The sequence below is a fragment of the Pseudomonas sp. Pseusp11 genome (genome assembly GCF_047304405.1).
Classification (GTDB): domain Bacteria; phylum Pseudomonadota; class Gammaproteobacteria; order Pseudomonadales; family Pseudomonadaceae; genus Aquipseudomonas.
Window position 1 is genome coordinate 22,068 of the sequence record NZ_JBGLZF010000006.1, and the last position, 21,411, is coordinate 43,478.

The following is a 21,411-nucleotide window of genomic DNA, read 5'->3' on the forward strand; positions in this document are numbered from 1 at the left end:
ATCACCTCAGAATTTTGTGATTATTTGGGGCCGAAAGGCTTGCTAGGAGTTGTTTGATTTGGGGCTCAGGCTTCCAATAATTTGGCCCCTTGAGAAACTTCCCATTTTCATCGTAAATCGGCTTGCCATCTGTTCCAAGCTTACTCTCATTACTATCCATGATTAGATCCAAGACGGCCTCTAAAGGGATACCGTATTTCATGGCCTCAGAACGGCAGTAGACGATGACATCACCTAGGAGATCTGCAATCGCGACTTGAACATCTATGGAATCATCACCTCGACGAACCTGTTCCGCAATATCATCGATTTCGGCGACCTCATCGAGCAGGGTTCGCTTGAATTTCAAGAGACGATCCTCGGCATCCGGAAAAAGGTGCGGGGTTTCGTGGATTGGAAGCTTATACATCTCATTCATTGCCTGGATGCGGTCACGAAAGCTTTTACTCATACCCAACTCCATAGGTGAGAATTTAGCAGCAAACACTACGCTTCTTGTCTAGAGCTTATCAATTCAGAAGCTAGAAATAGAGTGTGCCTTCATCATTAATCCACTCCGTTCATCACCCCGATACAGAGTAGCCACGGTTCTCGAAGCGACGAGATGTCCGCTTCTGGCCGATTACTGCCCGTCACGAAGGGCTACAACCGACCACTAACTGCCAGTCATCTGTGTCCAAAGAATCAGGGACAATTCATAATGCTGTCCATCTCCACTAACGCCTCCAAGATCGACACCCATGCCTGAAGAGTTCGAAGTCCCCAGCCCACACGAGCAACATATTGAGCACACCACCCATCATGCGCATGCACAAGGCGACAGCTTTGCCAGCAAGATTGCGGTGATGACAGCCATCATGGCGACCGTCGGCGCCCTGATGAGCTATCAGGCCGGCTCAACGGAGAATGAGGCGGCCATGGACAAAAACAACGCCGCCATCCAGAAAACCGAAGCCGCCAACGAGTGGAATTACTACCAGGCCAAGTCCAGCCGGCAGAACCTGTCGGATCTGGCAAGCCATCTCCCAGGGCTGGATTCCGCCCATTATGTTGCTGAGGCGCGGCGGTACGGGGAACAGAAGGAGGAGGCGCGCAAGAAGGCTGAAGCATTCGAACAAGGGGCAAGAGAGTGGGACGAGAAGTCAGAGCAGGCGCTGCATCAGCATCACCGCTGGGCCCAGGCAATGACAGCGATTCAAATAGCAATTTCACTGGCGGCCATTACCTTGCTGACGCGTAAGGAATGGCTCAAGCGGCTCTCGTTTGGGGCAGCGGGTGTTGGCGTCATGTTGGGTTCGCTGGCTTGGCTGCATATCTAAGCGAGGCGCTCACCAGCAGGCCAGATGTCTCTCGATCAACCTCGCCACTTCGGCTGCGTGAGTAAAGCCCAGACTGTGATCGGCGCCAGGGAAAACGTGTAGTTCAGCACGGGGTAACAGTTGAGCAAGGCGCTGGCCGACGCGAACGGGGCTGATCGGATCAGAATCTCCCCAGAGCAGCAGGACTGGCATGCGCAACTCGACCAACCGAAGCGTGAGGTCGGTGCGGTCGTCGAGAAACCAACTCGGCAGTGTCGGGTTGGCGGCAGCAAAATCCGGGCGCCAGTCATGCGCGCCCAGAGCAGACATATCCACCCCGCCAGAGGTGACGGTCAGCGTCAGGTGCGTGATCAGCTCAGGGCGTTCAAGCGCTGCAAGCACAGCGACTATGCCGCCCATGGACTGCGCCACCAGCGCTGTGGGCCGGTCGATCTCGGCCAGCACGCGAGCCACCAGATCATCCATGCCAGTCATGCCAGGCAAGGGCGGAGTGTCTCCAAAGCCGGGCCAGCCGATATGGACCTGCTGCGCCGGGTGGGCCAGGCGCTCAGCAACCGGATGCCAAAACCGGGTGTTACCTGAGGCTCCGGGCAGGAAGAGGAATTTGTCGGGGGATGCGATCACGGGTTCGGTCCTTGAAGGTGGGATTGAAAGAGTCAGCAGGAGGGAAAAGTGGATGCCACGAGGCTCGACGACCAGAAGCATCCACTATTGGCTCTGTTAAAGTACCTCTCTGAACACCACTCACGGAAGACTTCATGGAACGATTCCATCCTCGTGGCATTGATGCAGACGGTTATATCCTCACCGTGCCCAACGTCGAGGTGCAGCCACAGTTTCAGGGTTTACTGGTGGACGTTTGCATGATGCTCGCTCGATCGGAACCTCTGCTGGACGGGATGTATCTTTATGGCAGCGTCGCTAGAGGTGACGCTGTGCCGGGGGTTTCTGACCTGGACCTGACCCTTGTTCTGCACAGCCCTCCGACGTCGCAGGATCTGGAAATGCTGGAGTCGAAAAGGCGCACGCTGGAAAGTCGGCATGCCGAAGTCATCAAGATCGATTTCGACATCGGTAGTCGCTCTGAAGTATTGGCGGCTGACAATCGATTGAGCTGGGGGTATTGGCTCAAGCATCACTGTCGTTGCTTATGGGGGAATGATCTGACCAAGCGCTTCGACCGGTTCAAGCCGTCGCGTGATATTGCCATTGCCGTGAATGGTGACTTTGAATCCGTACTGACCCGATATGCCGATCTTATCGATCAGGCGACCACACCGACGCAATCGCTACGTTTGCAACGCGAAGCCTCGCGCAAGCTCATCCGGTCAACTCAAGTACTTCGCTCTGAACGGGACCTGATGTGGCCGCAAACACTGGAAGAGCATGCCGAGCTGTTTGTTCAGCATTACCCGTGCATGAGAATGCATATCTCTTTTTTCTTGTCCCAGGCCAGGAACCCGTACGCTAAGCCAAAAGAGTTTACGACTCAGCTCCATAATTTTTTGACCTGGATGGCTTCAGAAACCGGTTAGGTCCGCTTTGGATTGTGGATTCAACCGGTGGACAGACTAGTGGCAAACAGGGGGTGCCCTGCTACCCTCTTTACCATAGTCGGGCTTGCCGTCGCCCCAGTCGCGTTTCCCCTCGATAGGTCTCGCGCTTACCGCGACAAGAGACGCGACATGGCATGTCACCTAATGAGAGAGTGTCAGGATAGCGCCATGAAAGTTCGATGCCCTGGCTGTGGTTATATCGCAGACAAACCTCCTCCAACCCATAAGTGCCCTAAATGCGACGAATTCTCCATCGACTGGCTGATTTATGATTGGGAAAGTTTTGCCTTAATCAATCGCCAACATATTAAATACAACCTTATAATCATTGGCATAGCTCTAATTAATCTACTTGCGGCGACCACCTTGAAATCAACAGATGCATTTCAATGGCTGTTCAATTTATTAATTATCCCAGCAATGATCAGCTTGCTTTATTGTCGAAGGCAGCTTAGAAGGAAGTCGGAGTATAAAGGGCATAAAGGCGGGGCTATGTTTCCCTGGTTTATCGGTTTCGGGGGCTTCTAAAGCGGCTAACAAGTCGTACATGAACTCTCCCCACAAGTGGTGAGTAATGCTTTTCCAACTCTGTCGCCAGTGCGATTGCATTCGTATACCTGACCGGTGTCGGGCTTGCTCGCCCGTCGCCACATTCATAACGACCTCCGACCCAACAAGTTAGAAACCTCAAATAAAATCAGCACCCAAAACGACAAAGAGAGCAAAAAATACGTAACGCTCGCCCCGATTATCAAAGATCTACTTTCCCACATCGCCTTAAACACATGATATGAGAAGTTAAAATCATTGTTTGGCAGCTCTTGAAAAATAGGAAGTAACAAAAGTACTAGCATGACCACAACAGTCGAAACTCTTGATAAATAGCTTTTTCTCTCAATAGGCTGAAAAGCATGCATATTAATACGAGTCAACGACATCACAATGGCGGCAACCCAAGACAGAATAACCGCCATAGAAAAACCAACCATTACTACCAACCTATAACTTGAACCTTCACTAAGGCTCCCAATATCCTTGTACCCAACCAAGATCATCTGCTGGACTAGCAACCACCCTTCGTCATTAGCCGTATCGGGCACAACGGCGCTGACCACAACCAGTAAAAGGATAAGCACTACAATGATCAGCTTTGCCTGTCCGATACTGAAAACCGGAAAGAAAATACTTGTCCTGCTGCGCCCACAACCATCCTCAGACATAACCCAACCTCATAGATATGCCGCTCGGTTCTGCCCTGTAGCGTAGACCAGGGATATACGGTTACCTGCACTGCTAAAATCCACCTACCTATCACAACCCTGGAGAACCAAGATGATCAGCAAGAACATGATTTGTCTCTGGTACGACGGCGCCGCGCTGGACGCTGCGACGTTCTACGCCGAGACGTTCCCCAACAGCTCGGTGGGCGCTGTCCTTCGCGCGCCGGGCGACTATCCGGCGGGTAAACAGGGTGATGTCTTGACGGTGGAGTTCACGGTGATGGGCATCCCTTGTCTCGGACTGAACGGTGGGCCGGGGGTCAAGCACAACGAGGCTTTTTCGTTCCAGGTGGCGACCGACGACCAGGCCGAAACCGACCGCTTGTGGAACGCGATTGTTGGCAATGGCGGCCAGGAAAATGTATGCGGCTGGTGCCAGGACAAGTGGGGACTGTCGTGGCAGATCACGCCACGCGTCCTCAGCGCCGCGATAGCCAATCCAGATCGAGCGGCGGCCAAGCGCGCGTTCGACGCCATGATGGGGATGGGCAAGATCGACATCGCAGCGATCGAAGCGGCTCTGGAGCGTTAACCAGCGCCGTCGGATGCGAGGGCACGCCGACGCGCGGGTTCAGACTAAGCCTGCGGTTGGTGGCTGGTCACACAGTGGATACCGCCACCACCGGCGGCGATCGAGTCGATGTTGAGCTGTACCACCTCACGTTCCGGATAGAGTTCAGACAACAAATCAAAGGCCTTGGTATCTGCCGCCCGGTCACCGAACTCCGGCGCAATGATCGCCCCGTTGATGACGAAGTAGTTGATGTAGCCAGCGGCAAAGTCCGGGTTGTTGCGGCTGAACTGGCTCTTTCGTGGGTTGAGCGGTGGCGACACTGTGTGCACCTGCAGCTTGCGGCCGTCGGCATCCGTGGCCTGCTTGAGAATCTCCAGGTGGGCCAGTGTCACGTTGTGGTCGTATGACTCAGGGTCGTTGTCGAGGTTGGCGATCACCACGCCTGGCTTGACGAAGCGGGCGTAGAAATCGACGTGGGCGTCAGTGATGTCCTTGCCCTTGATGCCTGGCAGCCAGATGATTTTGCGCAACCCCAAGCGGGCTTTCAGTTCTTGCTCGACCTCGGCCTTGCTCCAGTCGGGGTTGCGGTTGCTATTGATCCAGCTGCTTTCGGTCATGATCCCCGTTCCGTGACCATCGACTTCGATACCACCGCCCTCTCCCACCAACTCGCTGCGCATGTGGCGGGCATCCACGGTGCGGGCAACCAAAGCGGCCAACTGTGCATCCTCGGCATGTCGCTGTTTATTGCCCCAGCCATTGAAGTTGAAATCCACAGCGCCGAGCCCGCCCTCCCCGTCGATGACAAAGTTGGCCCCGGTATCACGCATCCAGATATCGTCGAGTTCGGTGGTGACGTAAGTGATATTGAGCGTGCCGCAGTGTTCTTCGGCCAGATCCCGCTCGTGCTCGCGACAGAACACCGTCACCGGTTCATATCGGGCAATGGTGCTCGCGATCAGGCCAATGGCTTCTTGCACGTGAGGGGTGAAGTCTTTCCAGATAGCCTCCTGTGCGCCAAAAGCGACGAAGGCGCGCTGGTGTTTGTCGGCCTCATCGGGCATACGCCAACGGCCCTGAGTGGCTGCTTGCACGCGCAAAGGTGTCAGGCCCAGTCCGAGGGACGCGACTGCGCCCAAACCGGCAACGATCGAAGCCTGCTTAATGAACTCGCGACGAGTCGACATGGGTTGATCCTTGGAATATGTACTCATTTCACGGTGGCCGTCTTGAACTTGGTCCAGGTTCGCATGCGCGCCCGCATATCGGGCTGGGGAATGTCCTTGCCAGGGATCAGCCGTTCGTACGTGGCCTCGTCGAGATAAATATCCGGGTTGTTGCGCATGACTGCGTCGACGCTCGGACGTGCCTTGGCGTTGGAGGTGGGGTAGCCGGTGAAGTTACTGATCGCGGCCATATTCTCCGGGCGCATGATGAAGTTGATAAACGCATAGGCGTACTCCGGATGTTTGGCATCGACCGGAATCGCCATGGTGTCCATCCACACCGTAGTGCCTTCCCGGGGAATGCGGTATTGGAACGTGGTTTTCTTGCCCGCGGTATCCGCCGTCCGTTGCGCCTGAGTCATGTCCCCGCTGTAACCCAGCGACAGGCACAAGTTACCGTTGACCAGATCGGTCACCGGCTGCGACTGGAACTTGCGAATGTACGGCCGTAGCTTGAGCAGCAGCTCACTCGCTGCGACCAGGTCCTCAGGTTTTGCGCTGCGTGGCTCCCGGCCCAGGTAATTGAGCACCACCGCCAACACTTCATCGGGCGAATCGATTATCGAGATACCGCAATCGGCAAACCTGGCGGCCAGTTCCGGTTTGAACAGCATGTCCAGGCTGTTGACCGGCGCATCCGGCATGCGCTGTTTGACCTGCTCGGCATTGTAGGTCAGGCCGATGGTGCCCCAGGTATACGGAACCGTGGCCTGGCTCGAATGCACATAATGGGTACGCAGCTTCTGCAAGCCGGGTTCGATGTCATCCAGAGCTGCGAGCTTTGAGCGGTCCAGCGGCAGCAGACTGCCGGCGCGCATCAAGCGTTCGGCAACGGTATCGCCGGGGAAGATCAGGTCATAACCGCTTCCGCCGGCGAGCATCTTGGCTTCCAGCGTCTCACTGCCATCCATGACGTCGTAGATCACTTTGATCCCGGTTTCGGCGGTGAATCGGGTCAGGGTGTCCTCGGCGAAATAGTCAGCCCAGTTGTACAGCCTTAAGTTTTTTTCCTCGGCGTGCAGCGACGGCATGACACCGCCAAGTGCCAATCCCAGGGTGCCGATCAACAGCTTTTTGCAAATGCGCATGTCAAATCCCCTGAGTATTCCAGCGTGCATGGATGTGACGACCGTCCTGGCTTAACAGCGCCCCGTACATCTCCGGGCGGCGGTCGCGGTAGATGCCCCAGCTCTGGCGTTCTTCGCCCATGGCGGTCAAGTCCAGGCTGTGCACCAGCACGCCGGTGCTGTCACGGTCGGCCTCGGCGAGCAATTTGCCCTTGTGGTTGCAGATAAAGGACGAGCCGTAGAAGCTCATCTGCAGGGTCGGATCGGTGGTCGCTACTTCTCGGCCGACGCGATTGGCTGCCACGACCGGAAGGATGTTGGCAGCCGCATGACCGCGCATGGTCATTTGCCAATGGTCCCGTGAATCCAGCGCTGCGCAGCCAGGCTCAGAGCCAATGGCGGTGGGAAACAGCAAGACTTGCGCGCCCATCAACGCCAGGCAGCGTGCGGTCTCGGGGAACCACTGATCCCAGCAGATGCCCACACCGAGGCGCCCAAAAGCGGTGTCCCAAACACGGAAACCCGTATCGCCGGGGCTGAAGTATTCCTTCTCCTGATAACCGATGGCGTTGGGAATGTGGGTCTTGCGATACACACCCAGCAGGCGCCCATCGGCATCGGCCACGCTCAAGGAATTGAAGTACGCATTGCCCGCCTTCTCGAACCAGCTCAGCGGCAGCACCACACCCAACTCCCTGGCCAGTGCGGCAAAGCGCTTGAGTACATGGCTGTCTCGATATTCTTCGGCCAGCGCCAGGTGCTGGTGACTTTGCTCGATACAAAAATACGGTGTGGCAAACAGTTCCTGCAGCAGGATGACCTGGGCACCCTTGGCCGCCGCCTCACGTACCAACTGCTCAGCCTGATCGAGGTTGTGTTGCAAGTCCCAGGTGCAGGGCATCTGAGTAGTGGCAATCGTCAATAGAGTCATGGCATCAACCCTCCAGTGGCCAAGCGGGCTGTTGCTGGGTAATGCAATGCACACCGCCGCCGCCATGGGCCAGATGATTGATTCGCACCGGTACCACTTCGCGCTCGGGGAAAGCCTGAGCCAACACGTTCGCAGCCGCATGGTCGGCATTGATGCCATAGGCCGGCATGATGATGGCGTTGTTGGCGATGTAGAAGTTGGTGTAGGAAGCACAGAACACTTCAGCGTCGGTGTCCACGGCATCGCTCGCTTCATACAACTCGATCAGCTCAAACTGTCGGCCCTGGGCATCTGTTGCCAGCTCCAAAGCACGACGGTTTTCCCGTACCACCTCGGCATACACCGACTGCTTGTCGTGAGTGGCGTCCACCAGCAGCACACCAGGGCGGGCGAAAGCACACACACCATCGACATGGCCGTCGGTCATGTCGCCGGTGACATGGTCCGGATCGCCCGGCAGCCAGATGGTCTTCTTCACACCCAGCAGACGCGTGAAGATTTCCTCCATCTGCGCCTTGCTCATGCCCGGGTTGCGATTGGCGTTGAGCAATACAGATTCGGTGGTGATCAGCGTGCCCTCGCCGTCCACATGAATGGCACCGCCTTCGTTACTCAGGGGTGTGCCGAAGCATTGCACGCCGAGGTGATTGAGTGCGCGGCGCGCCAGGCTTTCATCCAGATCATGGGCCGACTTGCCGCCCCACGCGTTGAAGCGCCAGCTCACACCGCCCAACCCTTGTTGCGGGTGGCAGACGAAACTTGGACCGGAGTCTCGACACCAACTGTCGTTCACCGCCAATTCAATCAATTCGATGTTGGGCCCACACAACGCTTGGGCACTGGCGACAGCAGATGGGTCGACGACCATTTTCACCGGTTCGAAACGGGCGATGGCGTTGGCCACACGAGCAAAGTCCTCTTGCACCAGCGCCAATGTGACGCCCCAACCCGACTCCCAGAGTGCCTTGTTGTGCGGCCAGACCATCCAGGTCGCGGCGTGCCTGGCCCACTCTGCCGGCATCCACCAACCACTGTTTCGAATTTCATTCTGCTGCATGACAAAAAGCCCTTTTAGTTAAGTTATTGTGTTCACTAAAACTGCCTTGGCGGTCTTGGCATGCATGCTACGGCTGTAAAAACGGGCAAACAAACGATGGATTTTGTAGATAAATGATTAGAGGAACTTATCAGCATGCTCAAGCACTGGCCGCCTCTCAGCACCCTTCGCGGCTTTGAAGCCGCTGCCCGGCTGGGCAGTTTTCACAAGGCTGCTGCCGAACTGAACCTCACCCAATCGGCAATCAGTCAGCAAATCCGCAGCCTTGAGGCGTACCTTGAACAGCCCTTGTTCTTTCGCAGTGGCCGCAGCGTCAGCCTGACCGATGCGGGTCACGATCTGCTCAGTACCACCCAGGCGCTGTTGCAACAACTGGCCGTCGGCATACGCCGGCTTGGGCAGTATCAGAAGCCCAACCAACTGGTGCTCAACACCACTCCGGCGTTCGCCCGTCATTGGCTGCTGCCGCGCCTGGGGGATTTTCGCCGTGAGCATCCGGAAGTCGATCTGTGGATTTTCAGTACCGATGAAGTCCCGGACATGATCAGCCAGACCATCGACCTCGCCGTGCGTGACGACATCAGTTCTCAAGCCGAATGCAGCTTCAAGGTGCTGCACGCAGACCGCCTCTACCCGGCTTGTCACCCGCACCTGTTGGCGGTGCCCCGCGAGCAACGCACCACCCTTCATGGCGAGCGGGAAATGGACTGGAGTCACTGGGCAGTAGAGGCCGGCATCGATGTCGGGCAGAAAGATCAAGGACTGAATTTCTCCGACCCCGGCCTGCTGCTGGATGCCGCGTGCTCGGGGCTCGGTATCGCCCTGGTCAGCCAATTACTGAGTCGGCAGGCGCGCGCCAACGGGCTGTTGCAACCCTTGGTGGAGCAAACCATTCGCGGCCCGAACTGGGCCTTGCTGACCCATCGCGACAGTGAAAACAATGTGCTGGCGCGAAGCTTCAGCGAGTGGCTGCTGAATAATCTGGAGGTTGCAAGTCCGACAGTCTGACGACTGGCGGCGATTTTCACTTCCGTTGCAGCAACCAGTGCAACAACCCGCTTTTCTTGATCTCTACGGGCTTTTGCATGACCACGGCCTGACGGATTTCCAGGCGCTTGTCTTGTAGAGTGCTCAGGGCAGACTTCAAATCGCTGAGGTGTTCTAACTGGTTTTCGAGCGTGTTTTTTTCAATCCTGAAAAGTCGGCCACTGGTGATACTGCGAAACTCCGCTCGCGAAGGACCTGCGGCGAGAATCCCCTCCTCGCCCATGACCTCCCCCGGCCCCATACGCATGGCCTCAATCAGTTTTTCACCATCGTGAATCGAGACGGAGACCACCCCGGTACTGATGACCATCAGGCAATCGGCAACCTCACCGATAGCCAGAATCACCTCATCAGCCTGATAGTCCACTGGGGTCATGTCACTGGCGAGCCGTTCACGCTCATCGCTGCTCAGCGAGCGGAAAATACGCACGTCCTCGAGTAACTGGCGTTGACGGTTCCAGGGTTGGTTTTCCTGACCGGCATCCCAGGAGACACCCGCCGCTTCGAGGTGACGGTGGGCGAGATCGAACATCAGGTTGCACACTTCGGTCTTGTTCTGATCCGACGCTATATAGCCCTTGAGTTCGTACTCGGTGTACTCAAGATGAGAGCTCTTTACCGAAACTTTAGCGGACAACCCGGGCAACAACGCCTGGGTCCCGCGCAAGGTTTTTTCCAGGGCATCAATGACGCGGCGCGGACGCACGCTGCTGGGTACTGCAATGATCACACTGACCCCGTGCACATTTCCGGGACGACTGAAATTGATAATTCGCGCTTTCGCTGCCAGAGAGTTGGGGACCACCGCCATGCCGCCCATCTCGGTGATCAAATGCGTCGAGCGCCAGTCAATCTCAACGACCTTCCCCTGAGTACCATCAATGGAAACCTGGTCATCCAGTTGGTAAGGCTTGGTGGTGTTGATCACGATGCCTGAAAACAGATCGCTCAATGTGCTTTGCACCGCCAGACCGATAATGACCGCCATCGCCCCGGAAGTTGCCAGCAAGCCCTTGACCGGCAGCTGCAAGACATAGGCCGCGGCGCCGACAATGCCGATCAGGAAAATCAACGCCCCCATCAGATCGTAGAGAAATCGAGCGTTGTGACCGGCGCGCGAGATCAGGCCATTGCCCAGGATCACCGTCAGTACTCTGGCCGCAAACAGCCACCAGCTGATGCCCAACACCGTGGCGATCAGGTTCAGTACCGGATCCTCCGGCCAGAGTGGTGGCTGCAAGGGGCTGATACCGACAGACAGCATGACCCAGCAGAACAGCACAAAAATACCGACGCGCACACACATCCGCAGGTTTCGCCGCGAGGCACCAATGAACTGCCAGAGCGCCAGTTCAATCACTATCAGGGTGGCGGCGCAGATCAAGGGGTGAGCCTGCAAGAACGTGAACATGGATGATTCTCCTTTATTCCGGCAGTCCCGCTTTGCGTAGACCGTCCACCAGTGTGGCGAGATTCTCCGGCCGGTGGATCGGTAGCCAATCAGAGATATTGCTGAGGCGTAACGTAGGATCGAGCTTACGCAAATGGTCCATCGCACGCTGCGCTTCGGCCATCCGTCCGGCAAGCGCATGGCTCGCTGCGAGGATGGCGACGGCCAACAGAAAACCTGGCAAATCCCGAAGTGCTTTCTCTGCCCATGACGACGCCGTATCAAAGCGCCCCACGAAGAGATTCGCGACTGCCATTCCGGCTTGCATTCTATACAGCTCCGGGTCGAGGGGGCTGAACCGCATGGCGTGCGTAAAGTACTCGATGGCTGCATCGGTTTCGCCGTGCCAGAGCCTGAGGAACGCGCCGAGGAACCACGCGGCGGCGAGGTTCGGATTGAGCACGAGTGCCTTGTCCAGCAATGCAATGCCACCCCGCAGGTCGCCGGCAAGATAGCCAAGCGTATGGCCGCTTCTGGTGAGAGCGACCGCATCGCCCTTGTCCAACTCCACTGCCCGGCGAGCGAGTCGGATACCCTCAGCGACCTCCCGCGGGTGATCAGTCATCCAGCGATTGGCTTTGCGCCAACTATGACACCAGGCCGCCATCGCATAGGCCGATGCAAAATCCGGGTCGAACTCTATGGACCTATGGAAGAGCGGCAGCGCCTGGTCGATGGCCTCCCGGGTGCCATGATGAAGCTTGGCCATTGCCCGCAGGTAATAATCGTAGGCGTCGAGGCTTTCGGTGGGCTTGTGCCTGGCACGTTCGATCTCCGCCCGCTCAAGCTCTGGCGCGATCGCGCCAACCACGCTTTCGGTGATCTGGTCCTGCAGTTCGAAGATGTCTCCCAGCACACCTTCGAAACGACCCGCCCAATGGTGAGCCCCGGTTGTCGCATCGATCAGCTGGGCGGTGATGCGCACGCGATTGTTGGCTTTGCGCCAACTGCCCTCCAGCACATAGCGAACGCCCAGTTCGCGACCGACTTGTTTCACGTCCACCGTACGGGTCTTGTAGGTAAAGCTCGAGTTGCGCGCGACGACAAACAGCCAGCGATACTGCGACAGCGCCGCGATGATGTCCCCTACCACGCCGTCGGCCAGGTAATCCTGCTCTTCGTCCCCGCTCAAGTTCACGAACGGCAAGACCGCAATGGACGGTTTGGCCGGCAGCGCCGGCTCGGGAGCAGAAGCTTGAACCGAGGGGGCGGATTCGGTGCCTGGAAGGCCAACGCAATCCAGCGACTTGACGTCGGCGACGAACCGGAATCCCTTGCGGGCCACCGTTCGAATCACACGCTGCTGCTGACCGTTGTCACCGACCGCCTTGCGCACCGCATTGATGTGGCTGGCAAGGGTCGACTCCGAGACGATTCGGCCAGTCCATATCGCATTGATCAGGTCGTCCCGGCTAACGACGTGCTCGCGGTGCTGCGCCAGGTAAACCAGCAGGTCGAAAACCTGGGGCGCAGTGGCAACGACCTGGGAGGCCCGAAGGAGTTCTCGCCGGTCCAGGTCGAGCACGCAGTCATCAAACACCAATAGCATTCAGGGCTCCTGTCCCGTACTCACGCGCCGGGCACATGCCCGTGGTTACCGGCCGACGATTGGCGACCAGGCGACGTGATTTATAACACGGGTTCCTGGACAAATAGCCAAGCCAAATTCAATGGAAACCCAAGGCTTCGACAAAGTATCGCGCCCGGCTGGCGAGCATGCTCCCTACATCGATCACTGCAACGAATTTGATCGACACCCAACCGAGGAGCGGGACATGAAAATTGTCGTTATTGGCGGTAGCGGACTGATCGGGTCGAACATTGTCAGCAGGCTACGTCTCTATGGACACGAGACGGTGGCGGCCTCGCCACGTACGGGCGTGAACACCCTCACTGGCGAGGGGCTGGCCGAAGCGCTTGCCGGTGCTCAGGTCGTCGTCGATGTGGCGAACTCTCCCTCGTTTGAAGACCGGGCCGTCATGGAGTTCTTTCAAACGTCCGGTCGAAACCTGCTTGCAGCCGAAGCGGCCGCTGGGGTGGAGCACCATGTCGCGCTCTCTGTCGTAGGCCCCGATCGTCTTCCGCAAAGCGGTTACTTCCGGGCAAAAGTCGCCCAGGAAGCGCTGATCAAGGCGTCGAAGATCCCCTACACCATCCTGCGTTCGACGCAGTTCTTCGAGTTCATCGAAGGCATTGTCAATTCGGGTGCCGACGGCGACACGATTCGCCTCTCGCCTGCCCTTATCCAGCCCATCGCCTCGGATGACGTCTCGGCGGTGCTGGCCGATCTCGCGGTCGGGGCACCGGTCAATGGCATCGTCGAAGTGGGCGGACCTGATCGTTTCCCTCTCGATGAACTGGCGCGCAAGTTTCTTGCCGCGCACCACGACAAGCGGCAGGTCATCGCCGACGTGCATGCGCGCTACTTCGGCGATGAGTTGAATGATCGATCCCTGGTCGCGGGCGACGACGCGCACATCGGTCCGACACGCTTCCTGAACTGGCTCAGCCGCACATCGGCTTAAGGACCGCGCCAGTCAGCCAGGCAGGACGCTATCGAATCTCCACCTACGTATTTCTCACACAGAGGATTCACCATGACCCAGCGCATCGATTACCAGAAGCAATCCCCGGAGCTGTTCAAGAAGTTCGTTGAGTTCAGCCTTGCCTTCAAGCAATGCGCCATCGAGGAGTCGCTGCGCGATCTCGTGGATATCAGGGCATCGCAACTCAACGGCTGCGCCTTCTGCGTGGACATGCACGTGAAGGAAGCCACGATCCATGGCGAGCGGCCCCTCAGGATCCACCATGTCGCCATCTGGCGTGAGTCAACGCTGTTCAGCCCACGCGAACGCGCGGCCTTGGCATGGACCGAAATCCTCACCCAGATTCCCGCCCATGGCGTGCCTGATGAGCTCTATGAGCGTGTTCGTATACAACTGTCCGAGAAAGAGCTTTCGGACCTGACCTTCCTGATCATGTCGATCAATGCCTGGAATCGCATCAACGTGGGCTTCCAGGTCGTGCCCGGCTCGTACGACAAGGCATTCGGCGTAGACAAGTCCGGCCTGTCCTGATCAGGCATCGGCACACAGGCGCAGCCCCGCCAGGGTGCTGCGCCATCTACTAATCGACAACGAGGAACACGCCATGTCCATTTTCAGAACCTTCGCCATAGGGCTCCTGTTGACCACCGGCACCGCCGGCGCACAGGAGGCATTGCCACCGGCGCAGGTAACACCGCTGATGACCAAAGCACTGGCGGACTATCCCGGCAAGGAAGCGGTGATGATCACGGTGGAGTTTCCACCGGGTGGAGGCGATCCCGTGCATCGGCACAATGCACACGGATTCATCTATGTGCTGGAGGGTTCGATTGTGATGGGTGTGCGCGGTGGCGAATCCGTCACGCTGACACCGGGTCAGACCTTCTACGAAGGCCCGGACGACATCCACACGGTCGGGCGCAACGCCAGCCTCACCAAACCCGCCAAGTTTCTGGTCGTCCTGTTGAAGGACAAGAGCAAGCCCATTTTTACTCCGGTGCACTGACAGCACCGCCCGCACACGCGGCCAGCTGCGTGCTCGGTGACGCCCTGCTCGGCCGACATCATCCGATATCGGCCTGGGGCGATCCCTTCCTCGACAGGACGCTGCAATGACTTCTCAACGGCTGCTTTCACAATTTCGGCAGTGCGCAATCGCAACGCTAGGCGCCGTCTCGCTGGCCGGCTGCATGGTCGGCCCCGATTTCGTGAAGCCTGAGAATGGTCTTCGCGAAGTGGTGCTGGCGCCCAGACAGGACCACCCAAGCATCCCCCTGACTTCCGACGCCGCAGTGCCCTCCCAGTGGTGGTTGTTGTTCAACGACGCCGTGCTCGCCGAGCTGCAATCACGTGCGCAGGCTGACAACCTTGATCTGCTCATAGCCTCCGAACGCATTGAACAAAGCCGGGCGCAACTGGGCATCGCCTCCTCGCTGTTGCTGCCCAGCGTGGCGGCCAATGCCAGCTACACGCGTGAGGGGCTCAGCGAACATGGCAAGTTCGCCGCCCTGGGAGCGCCTACTGCCCCCGATAATTTCTGGCAGCTTGGATTCGATGCCAGTTGGGAGCTCGACCTGTGGGGCCGTGCCCAGCGCACGCGCGAAGGTGCTGCGGCGACCCTGGAAGCCACGGTGTATGACCGCGAAGCGGCACGGGTGGCTTTGTCCGCCGAAGTGGCGCGCACCTATTTGCAGTTGCGCGGAACGCAGGCACAACTGGACATTGCGCAGCAAAATCTGAGGATTGCCGAACGCACCCTCGGCCTGGCCGAAAGCCGCGAGCGTAACGGCGTCGCGACGCGCTTCGAAACCTCGTCCGCTCGCGCGCAACTGGCGACGATCAAGGCCTTGGTTCCCGAACTGACCCAGCGCCGCAACGCCCTGATGAATGCGCTGGCGTTGTTGATGGGAGAACAGCCACGCGCGCTCGATGCGCAACTGCGTGACGCCATGCCCTTGCCGTCGCTGCCGACCCGCGTACCGGTCGGCGTCCCTTCGGAATTGGCTCACCGGCGACCCGACATCCTGCGCGCCGAAGCCCAGCTGCATGCCGCGACAGCCGCCATCGGTGTGGCCAAGGCTGATTTCTACCCACGCATCGGCTTGAAAGGAAAAGTCGGCGTGGAAGCCTTCGAAAGCAGCGATCTCGCGAGTTGGGACTCGCGCTTCTTTTCCGTAGGCCCGACGGTTTACCTTCCGATCTTCCAGGGGGGACGGTTGACGCAACGCCTGGCCCTGAACGAATCACGGCAAAAAACCGCCGCGCTGGCATATCGGCAAACGGTATTGCGAGCCTGGCATGAAGTGGACAACGCCCTGGATGCCTGGGCGGCCCAACAACGCCGGCACGGTGAATTGTTGGTTTCGTATGAACAGAACAAGCAAGCACTGCAGTCTGCCGAACGCGGCTATCAGCAAGGCGCTACGGACTATCTGAGCGTACTGACGGCGCAGCTCAATGTGCTTGCCAGCCAAACCAGTCTCAATGACAGCGCAACCAACGCCACGCTCACCGTGGTCAACCTCTACAAGTCGCTGGGTGGCGGCTGGGACCCACAGGCTGGCATCGATCATTCGACGGCACCTCCATCGGTTGCCCTCGCGTCTCCGGTCGCTGCACCCTCGAAGGCCGACCAATGAACGGCGTCGCGTTGTCGCCAGCGGGCGTCCCTGCTACCGCAGCGCCCGTGGCCAAGCCCTCGATACGCCCAATGGCAGGTCTCGTCGGGATTTTTCTCGCGGCCATGATGGCGGGTTTGAACACCCGCGTCGGCGCATTGGCGTTGGCCGATGTACGCGGTGCACTCGGTTTTGGCCTCGACGATGCCTCCTGGCTGACCACCGCGTACAGCGCCGGGGAACTGATTGCCATGCCCTTTGCGGCGTGGTTCGCCATTACGCTTTCGCTGCGTCGCTTCGAACTGTGGATGCTCGGCAGTTGTGCACTGCTGGCGGTGATCCTGCCCTTCATCCACGATCTGAACCTGCTGCTGACCTTGCGCTTTGTGCAAGGCATTGCCTGCGGCACGACGATTCCGTTGTTGATGATGGCGGCGCTGAAATTCCTGCCAGCGCCCATACGGCTGTATGGGCTGGCGCTGTATGCGATGACCGCGACCTTCGCGCCCAATCTCTCGATCTGGCTGGCCGGGTACTGGACGGATGGGCTGTTCGACTGGCGCTGGGTGTACTGGCAGATCATTCCCCTGACCCTCATCGCCGGATTGTTGGTCGGATGGGGATTGCCACGAGAGCCCATCCAGATCCCACGCTTTGGGCAGGCCAATTGGTCCGGCATGGCCTGCGGTGTGCCGGCGCTCGGTTTGATCACCGTCGCCCTGGATCAAGGCGTGCGGCTGGACTGGTTTCATTCGCCCTTGATCACGTTATCGCTGGTGGCCGGGCTGGCCCTGCTGGCCGTCTACCTGCTGACCGAGTGGTATCACCCCTCACCGTTCATCAAATTGCAGATCCTCGGCCGCCGCAACCTGGGACTGGGCTGCATTCTGTTCGTCTGCCTGCTGGTGGTGCTGATGTCCAGCTCACTCTTGCCGGCCAGTTATCTCGGCCCTTTGCAGAACTACCGGCCCCTGCAAATGGCATCGATCGGTTTGATCGTCGCCTTGCCGCAACTGGTACTGGGGCCTGTCGTGGCGCTGCTGCTGTATCAGAAGTGGATCGATGCGCGCCTCGTGTTCGCCTTGGGGTTGTTGTTGATCGCGCTGGCGTGTTTTTGCGGCGCGCAATTGACCTCCGACTGGAACCGCGAGCAGTTCGTCGTGGTGCAAACGCTGCAAGCGTTCGGCCAGCCAATGGCGGTGGTATCGATGCTGTTTCTGGTCACCAGCGTTGTGCAGCCCCCCGAAGGACCATATGTGTCCGGCACCATCAACACCCTGCGCGCCTTCGGTTCACTGGCCGGTGCGGCAGTGGTCGGACAGCTGATGACCGTGCGTGGTCGTTTCCATGGGGAATTGCTGCTGGACCATGCGGCCCTGGCAGACAACGCCCTGGCGCTTGAGCCTTCCCAATTGATGGACCTCATCGGCCAGCAGTCGCTGGTGCTGTCGATCGCCGATGCCTATCGCGTGCTGGGCATTCTGGCGCTGGTATTGATTCCTCTGGTGCTGCGGCTGACCTACATCCCCGCACCCGATGTGCGTGTGGTCTCGCCCTCTTCCTCTCCTTCATCTTCCTCACACGGATAACCCATCATGGCCTTGCCAAAGAAAGCCAGGATCATCAGCGCGGTGCTACTGCTTGCAGTGGCGATCGGCGGTGTTCTCTATCTCAATCGCCCCGAATCCAGCGCATCGACCCAGTCCACGGACGATGCCTATGTCCACGCCGACTTCACCACGGTCTCACCGCAGGTGTCGGGAACGGTCGACTCAGTGATGGTCGAAGACAACCAGTTGGTCAAGAAAGGCGATCTGCTTGCGATCATTGACGACCGTGATTTCGTTGCGGCCCTGAACGCGGCGAAGGCCGAGGTCGCCAGTGCCCGGGCCGGCATCGCCAGCCTGCAAGCGCACCTGATTCAGCAGGAAACCGCCATCCGCCAGGCCCAAGCGGCCGTTGCCGCAGACGATGCTGCGCTCAAGCTGGCCAGCGTCAATCAGACCCGTTATCGCAACCTGGCTACCGACGGCTCGGGAACGGTGCAAGCGCGGCAACAGGCCGAAGCGCAATTGAGCATTCAACAGGCCCGTGGGGAAACGAGCCAGGCAGGTTTACAGGCCGCTCGGCAGCAAGTGGATATCCTGAAAGCTGATCTGGAGAAAGCCAGGGCGGCTCTTGCTCACGCGCAAGCCGCACAAGCCACCGCAGAGCTGAAACTTTCCTATACCCGCATCACTGCGCCGATCGGCGGCACGATCGGGCAGAAATCGGTACGTATCGGCGCCTTCGTCAATGCCGGAAAACCCTTGCTGGCGATTGTTCCGCTTGATGCCGTCTATGTCACGGCCAACTACAGGGAGACGCAACTGGCGCGCGTACAAAAGGGTCAAGCCGTGGATATCGAGGTGGATGCCTTGCCGGGCGAGACGCTGCAAGGAACGGTGGACAGCCTGGGACCGGCCAGCGGAGTCACCTACTCCGCCATTGCGCCACACAACGCCACTGGCAACTTCACGAAAATCGTCCAGCGCTTGCCTGTACGCATTCGCATCGATCCCGATCAGCCCGCGGCGGCGAAGCTGCGAGTCGGAATGTCCGTGACACCGAAAATCCGTATCCGGTAAATGACACCCCACCGGAGCCACAGATAGCGGAATGGCGAAACAAATCCCCTTGTAGGAGCTGCCGAAGGCTGCGATCTTTTGACCTTGATCTTCGGCGGTCCTGGTAAAAATCAAGATCAAAAGATCGCAGCCTTCGGCAGCTCCTACGGGGAGGTTGGGGTGTTTGGAAGTCTTGTTTAATGCGGCTAAACGACCGCTACAATGCTCCAAAAGTTACTCCCTAGAATGAGAATGACCTTGCAGAGCCTAACCCCGATACCCGCCCTCACCGCCCGCGAAGTCTGCCAACGCCTGCGAGACGCCGCCCTGGAAGTCCTCCCGTTGCGGCGCCTCCACGAACCGAGTGAACCCGGTCAGGTACAGGTCGATATCGAAGGCTGGCGTCTGACCCTCGACTTCGACGGCAACCGCTTGCACCACTGCCAACACTGCCGAAGTCCGGACGGTCGCGAAGGCACGCTCCAGGCCTGGCGTTACGGCACTGACCCGGTCAGTTTGCTGAGCACCTGGGAGTTGGCGCAGGTTGAGCGACTATTGAGATAGCGACGACCCGTCCACCGGCGAGGAGCGAGTTGGAATATTGGCCGTAACGTACTGGATCACCTCTTCAAGCGTGTCTATGTCTGGAGCATTGCTCACTAACGCTTGCGGGCGGCACCATGGGTAATCCAGATGCGATAGCCACTCCATGATGCAGTGCAGATCAGTCGCTGGCAGGGTTTTCATGTGCTCGATGGTGATAGTGAGCCTCTGGACAAGTCCCGACTCGGGGCTGAACTGCCATTCATACAGACCGCAACCGACCCGGGCGTCGCCGGAGTGCTTGTCGGACATGCCGACCAGCCATTTGCACTGGAAGGTTTTGGCCTGCGGTTCAGGTGGGTGTCCCAGGCAGAAGGTATAGACGTTTTCGAAGGTCTGGCCGAACCGCCTGACCAGCACATCACCGATAGGCCCAAGGCCTTCGACGTGGGGTGGAAACGAGATGGATCCGGTGCGCACGACCATGTCCAGGATCGCGTCTGGCGTAAAGGCCTGGTGCAACAAATGTGGACGGTTGCCGTCCTTGGCTTTGATGTACTGTCGAATCGATAGTTGAGCAGTGTTCATTGTTTGTCCGTCGCATCCATTCTGGGTTGAAAGCCGCCTCATGCGCGGCTCACATGACTATTACATGTGGCCCCGTACGCCTTTACAAAGCACTATTTCATAAGTCCGTCACCCGCATACATCGGTTTGATTGCGGCACTGCTGGCGCAATATGTCTGGCTTATTCATCCTGCCTCTAGCCCATAGGCAGCCGTTCAAGGTGGCCATATCCGTTGTCTGACTGCCTCAGTACGTGAAGCTGCCTCTGATCAGAAGCAGCTATTGGCCAGAAGCGATATCAACAGTGCGGCTAGCAGCTGGTTGTTTGACCCGCATCAATCCTGTTGACGCGCCCGTTGTCCGACCGGGTCCACAGCCAGTTAGACACGTCGTATCCGCCTTCGCACTTGCCTTGCTTTCTGCCCTGGAAGTCGAAAGTCCGCCATGCGCCATTCTGATGTGAAGGCATCCCGAGCACTCTTTGAATATCTATATCTGTAGAACCTGGCCATAGGTGATTGGCAAATGACACAGGATGCAACTGTGCCGGTAACGCAGGACAGTCACTGCTCGGCTGTGCAGTCTTGAGTTTTTCGGCGACGACACTGGTCACATAGTGGCTGTCCCCGCCCATCTCGGCATTCGAGATAATCCATATCCGCACGCCGACACTTGGCTGGGTGAAGCACAACCAATACACACTTGCACCTGCATCGCCTCGATGTGCGAGGGTGCCAACGGAAGCTTCGCTCAACACCTGCGCTAGCGTTGTTTTCTCGAATTGAATGACGAACGCCCCAAGCGTAGCGCCTTGCGAAGGGGCCTCCTTCAGAGTGGCCGGCCATTCGATCACATCGAATGGGCCCATGGGCGGTGGAACAGCGGCTGTCGCGCTAAAGGCGATGCTGAACGATCCGAAAAATAGCGATGACCGATTCATTGCGCGCCTCCGTTTGACTACCAACACCTCAGATCTTAGTGAACGCGATGAATTTCTGCCCTTCGCGACCGGCTGCAAACGGCCAAAAAGCGGTCTGTGGGGCGCTCCTCGTAATTCCAGGGCCACTCACAATTTTGACTCGAT

The 21,411-nt window shown here is 58.3% G+C and carries 23 protein-coding genes; 12 read left to right on the top strand and 11 right to left on the bottom strand.

Annotation, left to right across the window (positions count from 1 at the left end; all coding sequences use genetic code 11):
* Position 1 precedes the first annotated feature (1 nt).
* Positions 2–451 (bottom strand): pyrophosphatase, encoded by a 450-nt coding sequence (locus ACCC96_RS06620; protein ID WP_413695265.1) that lies wholly within the window; start codon positions 449–451, stop codon positions 2–4.
* 289 nt (positions 452–740) lie between these two features.
* Here ACCC96_RS06620 and ACCC96_RS06625 point away from each other — a divergent pair, with 289 nt between their 5' ends.
* Positions 741–1,319, top strand: coding sequence for a DUF4337 domain-containing protein (locus ACCC96_RS06625; protein WP_413695266.1), 579 nt, complete (start codon positions 741–743; stop codon positions 1,317–1,319).
* A gap of 9 nt (positions 1,320–1,328) precedes the next feature.
* On the opposite strand, the gene ACCC96_RS06630 is transcribed toward ACCC96_RS06625, so the two are convergent.
* A complete protein-coding gene (locus ACCC96_RS06630; protein WP_413695267.1) occupies positions 1,329–1,943 on the bottom strand; it encodes an alpha/beta fold hydrolase in 615 nt (204 codons plus the stop codon).
* Between the two features lie 134 nt (positions 1,944–2,077).
* Between ACCC96_RS06630 and ACCC96_RS06635 the strand changes: the two genes are divergently transcribed.
* Positions 2,078–2,854, top strand: a complete 777-nt coding sequence (locus tag ACCC96_RS06635; protein ID WP_019648602.1) for a nucleotidyltransferase domain-containing protein — start codon at positions 2,078–2,080, stop codon at positions 2,852–2,854.
* Positions 2,855–3,043: 189 nt separating this feature from the next.
* Entirely contained in the window at positions 3,044–3,403 is a 360-nt protein-coding gene (locus tag ACCC96_RS06640) for a hypothetical protein (protein WP_033046852.1), read from the top strand.
* 125 nt (positions 3,404–3,528) lie between these two features.
* On the opposite strand, the gene ACCC96_RS06645 is transcribed toward ACCC96_RS06640, so the two are convergent.
* Positions 3,529–4,095 carry a hypothetical protein gene (locus ACCC96_RS06645; protein WP_019648600.1) on the bottom strand — a complete coding sequence of 189 codons (567 nt, stop codon included), beginning with the start codon at positions 4,093–4,095 and terminating at the stop codon, positions 3,529–3,531.
* 112 nt (positions 4,096–4,207) lie between these two features.
* Between ACCC96_RS06645 and ACCC96_RS06650 the strand changes: the two genes are divergently transcribed.
* Positions 4,208–4,687, top strand: a complete 480-nt coding sequence (locus ACCC96_RS06650) for a VOC family protein (RefSeq protein ID WP_019648599.1) — start codon at positions 4,208–4,210, stop codon at positions 4,685–4,687.
* Between the two features lie 44 nt (positions 4,688–4,731).
* Here the strand turns inward: ACCC96_RS06650 and ACCC96_RS06655 are convergent, their stop codons facing one another.
* From ACCC96_RS06655 to ACCC96_RS06670, 4 genes are read right to left on the bottom strand one after another with little or no spacing between them, the layout of a single operon-like run.
* On the bottom strand, positions 4,732–5,856 hold the full coding sequence (locus ACCC96_RS06655) for an agmatine deiminase family protein (RefSeq protein ID WP_413695268.1): 1,125 nt from the start codon (positions 5,854–5,856) through the stop codon (positions 4,732–4,734).
* Between the two features lie 23 nt (positions 5,857–5,879).
* Entirely contained in the window at positions 5,880–6,983 is a 1,104-nt protein-coding gene (locus ACCC96_RS06660) for an extracellular solute-binding protein (protein WP_413695269.1), read from the bottom strand.
* 1 nt (position 6,984) lies between these two features.
* Entirely contained in the window at positions 6,985–7,893 is a 909-nt protein-coding gene (gene aguB, locus ACCC96_RS06665) for an N-carbamoylputrescine amidase (protein WP_019648596.1), read from the bottom strand.
* Positions 7,894–7,897: 4 nt separating this feature from the next.
* Positions 7,898–8,950: an agmatine deiminase family protein gene (locus tag ACCC96_RS06670; protein WP_413695270.1), complete on the bottom strand. Its 1,053-nt coding sequence runs from the start codon at positions 8,948–8,950 to the stop codon at positions 7,898–7,900.
* A 135-nt stretch (positions 8,951–9,085) separates the two neighbouring features.
* On the opposite strand from ACCC96_RS06670, the gene ACCC96_RS06675 reads away from it, so the two are divergent.
* Entirely contained in the window at positions 9,086–9,958 is an 873-nt protein-coding gene (locus tag ACCC96_RS06675; protein ID WP_413695271.1) for a LysR substrate-binding domain-containing protein, read from the top strand.
* A gap of 16 nt (positions 9,959–9,974) precedes the next feature.
* Here the strand turns inward: ACCC96_RS06675 and ACCC96_RS06680 are convergent, their stop codons facing one another.
* Complete coding sequence (locus tag ACCC96_RS06680) at positions 9,975–11,408, bottom strand: mechanosensitive ion channel domain-containing protein (RefSeq protein WP_413695272.1); 1,434 nt, start codon at positions 11,406–11,408, stop codon at positions 9,975–9,977.
* A gap of 13 nt (positions 11,409–11,421) precedes the next feature.
* Positions 11,422–12,996: a winged helix-turn-helix domain-containing tetratricopeptide repeat protein gene (locus ACCC96_RS06685; protein ID WP_413695273.1), complete on the bottom strand. Its 1,575-nt coding sequence runs from the start codon at positions 12,994–12,996 to the stop codon at positions 11,422–11,424.
* Between the two features lie 226 nt (positions 12,997–13,222).
* On the opposite strand from ACCC96_RS06685, the gene ACCC96_RS06690 reads away from it, so the two are divergent.
* From ACCC96_RS06690 to ACCC96_RS06720, 7 genes are all read left to right on the top strand, one after another.
* Positions 13,223–13,972, top strand: coding sequence for an SDR family oxidoreductase (locus tag ACCC96_RS06690; RefSeq protein WP_111455145.1), 750 nt, complete (start codon positions 13,223–13,225; stop codon positions 13,970–13,972).
* A 72-nt stretch (positions 13,973–14,044) separates the two neighbouring features.
* On the top strand, positions 14,045–14,524 hold the full coding sequence (locus ACCC96_RS06695; protein WP_018930043.1) for a carboxymuconolactone decarboxylase family protein: 480 nt from the start codon (positions 14,045–14,047) through the stop codon (positions 14,522–14,524).
* Between the two features lie 73 nt (positions 14,525–14,597).
* Complete coding sequence (locus ACCC96_RS06700) at positions 14,598–14,999, top strand: cupin domain-containing protein (RefSeq protein WP_413695274.1); 402 nt, start codon at positions 14,598–14,600, stop codon at positions 14,997–14,999.
* 106 nt (positions 15,000–15,105) lie between these two features.
* Entirely contained in the window at positions 15,106–16,632 is a 1,527-nt protein-coding gene (locus tag ACCC96_RS06705; RefSeq protein ID WP_413695275.1) for an efflux transporter outer membrane subunit, read from the top strand.
* 71 nt (positions 16,633–16,703) lie between these two features.
* Positions 16,704–18,200 carry an MFS transporter gene (locus ACCC96_RS06710; protein ID WP_413695276.1) on the top strand — a complete coding sequence of 499 codons (1,497 nt, stop codon included), beginning with the start codon at positions 16,704–16,706 and terminating at the stop codon, positions 18,198–18,200.
* A gap of 6 nt (positions 18,201–18,206) precedes the next feature.
* Positions 18,207–19,238, top strand: a complete 1,032-nt coding sequence (locus tag ACCC96_RS06715) for an HlyD family secretion protein (RefSeq protein WP_413695277.1) — start codon at positions 18,207–18,209, stop codon at positions 19,236–19,238.
* 231 nt (positions 19,239–19,469) lie between these two features.
* On the top strand, positions 19,470–19,781 hold the full coding sequence (locus ACCC96_RS06720; RefSeq protein ID WP_081628191.1) for a hypothetical protein: 312 nt from the start codon (positions 19,470–19,472) through the stop codon (positions 19,779–19,781).
* On the opposite strand, the gene ACCC96_RS06725 is transcribed toward ACCC96_RS06720, so the two are convergent.
* Entirely contained in the window at positions 19,770–20,348 is a 579-nt protein-coding gene (locus ACCC96_RS06725; protein ID WP_413695278.1) for a hypothetical protein, read from the bottom strand. The two genes, ACCC96_RS06720 and ACCC96_RS06725, sit on opposite strands and share 12 nt — an antisense overlap.
* Positions 20,349–20,637: 289 nt before the next feature.
* The gene (locus ACCC96_RS06730) at positions 20,638–21,267 is read right to left on the bottom strand and encodes a hypothetical protein (protein WP_413695279.1); all 630 of its coding nucleotides are present in this window, start codon (positions 21,265–21,267) and stop codon (positions 20,638–20,640) included.
* Positions 21,268–21,411 lie beyond the last annotated feature (144 nt).

What these genes read in the sequence shown, in the direction of transcription:
- ACCC96_RS06620 (WP_413695265.1), bottom strand. Translation starts at nt 451, where the DNA reads ATGAGTAAAAGCTTTCGTGACCGCATCCAGGCAATGAATGAGATGTAT.
- ACCC96_RS06625 (WP_413695266.1), top strand. Translation starts at nt 741, where the DNA reads ATGCCTGAAGAGTTCGAAGTCCCCAGCCCACACGAGCAACATATTGAG.
- ACCC96_RS06635 (WP_019648602.1), top strand. Translation starts at nt 2,078, where the DNA reads ATGGAACGATTCCATCCTCGTGGCATTGATGCAGACGGTTATATCCTC.
- ACCC96_RS06640 (WP_033046852.1), top strand. Translation starts at nt 3,044, where the DNA reads ATGAAAGTTCGATGCCCTGGCTGTGGTTATATCGCAGACAAACCTCCT.
- ACCC96_RS06645 (WP_019648600.1), bottom strand. Translation starts at nt 4,095, where the DNA reads ATGTCTGAGGATGGTTGTGGGCGCAGCAGGACAAGTATTTTCTTTCCG.
- ACCC96_RS06650 (WP_019648599.1), top strand. Translation starts at nt 4,208, where the DNA reads ATGATCAGCAAGAACATGATTTGTCTCTGGTACGACGGCGCCGCGCTG.
- ACCC96_RS06655 (WP_413695268.1), bottom strand. Translation starts at nt 5,856, where the DNA reads ATGTCGACTCGTCGCGAGTTCATTAAGCAGGCTTCGATCGTTGCCGGT.
- ACCC96_RS06660 (WP_413695269.1), bottom strand. Translation starts at nt 6,983, where the DNA reads ATGCGCATTTGCAAAAAGCTGTTGATCGGCACCCTGGGATTGGCACTT.
- aguB (WP_019648596.1), bottom strand. Translation starts at nt 7,893, where the DNA reads ATGACTCTATTGACGATTGCCACTACTCAGATGCCCTGCACCTGGGAC.
- ACCC96_RS06670 (WP_413695270.1), bottom strand. Translation starts at nt 8,950, where the DNA reads ATGCAGCAGAATGAAATTCGAAACAGTGGTTGGTGGATGCCGGCAGAG.
- ACCC96_RS06675 (WP_413695271.1), top strand. Translation starts at nt 9,086, where the DNA reads ATGCTCAAGCACTGGCCGCCTCTCAGCACCCTTCGCGGCTTTGAAGCC.
- ACCC96_RS06680 (WP_413695272.1), bottom strand. Translation starts at nt 11,408, where the DNA reads ATGTTCACGTTCTTGCAGGCTCACCCCTTGATCTGCGCCGCCACCCTG.
- ACCC96_RS06685 (WP_413695273.1), bottom strand. Translation starts at nt 12,996, where the DNA reads ATGCTATTGGTGTTTGATGACTGCGTGCTCGACCTGGACCGGCGAGAA.
- ACCC96_RS06690 (WP_111455145.1), top strand. Translation starts at nt 13,223, where the DNA reads ATGAAAATTGTCGTTATTGGCGGTAGCGGACTGATCGGGTCGAACATT.
- ACCC96_RS06695 (WP_018930043.1), top strand. Translation starts at nt 14,045, where the DNA reads ATGACCCAGCGCATCGATTACCAGAAGCAATCCCCGGAGCTGTTCAAG.
- ACCC96_RS06700 (WP_413695274.1), top strand. Translation starts at nt 14,598, where the DNA reads ATGTCCATTTTCAGAACCTTCGCCATAGGGCTCCTGTTGACCACCGGC.
- ACCC96_RS06705 (WP_413695275.1), top strand. Translation starts at nt 15,106, where the DNA reads ATGACTTCTCAACGGCTGCTTTCACAATTTCGGCAGTGCGCAATCGCA.
- ACCC96_RS06710 (WP_413695276.1), top strand. Translation starts at nt 16,704, where the DNA reads ATGGCAGGTCTCGTCGGGATTTTTCTCGCGGCCATGATGGCGGGTTTG.
- ACCC96_RS06715 (WP_413695277.1), top strand. Translation starts at nt 18,207, where the DNA reads ATGGCCTTGCCAAAGAAAGCCAGGATCATCAGCGCGGTGCTACTGCTT.
- ACCC96_RS06720 (WP_081628191.1), top strand. Translation starts at nt 19,470, where the DNA reads ATGACCTTGCAGAGCCTAACCCCGATACCCGCCCTCACCGCCCGCGAA.
- ACCC96_RS06725 (WP_413695278.1), bottom strand. Translation starts at nt 20,348, where the DNA reads ATGAACACTGCTCAACTATCGATTCGACAGTACATCAAAGCCAAGGAC.
- ACCC96_RS06730 (WP_413695279.1), bottom strand. Translation starts at nt 21,267, where the DNA reads ATGAATCGGTCATCGCTATTTTTCGGATCGTTCAGCATCGCCTTTAGC.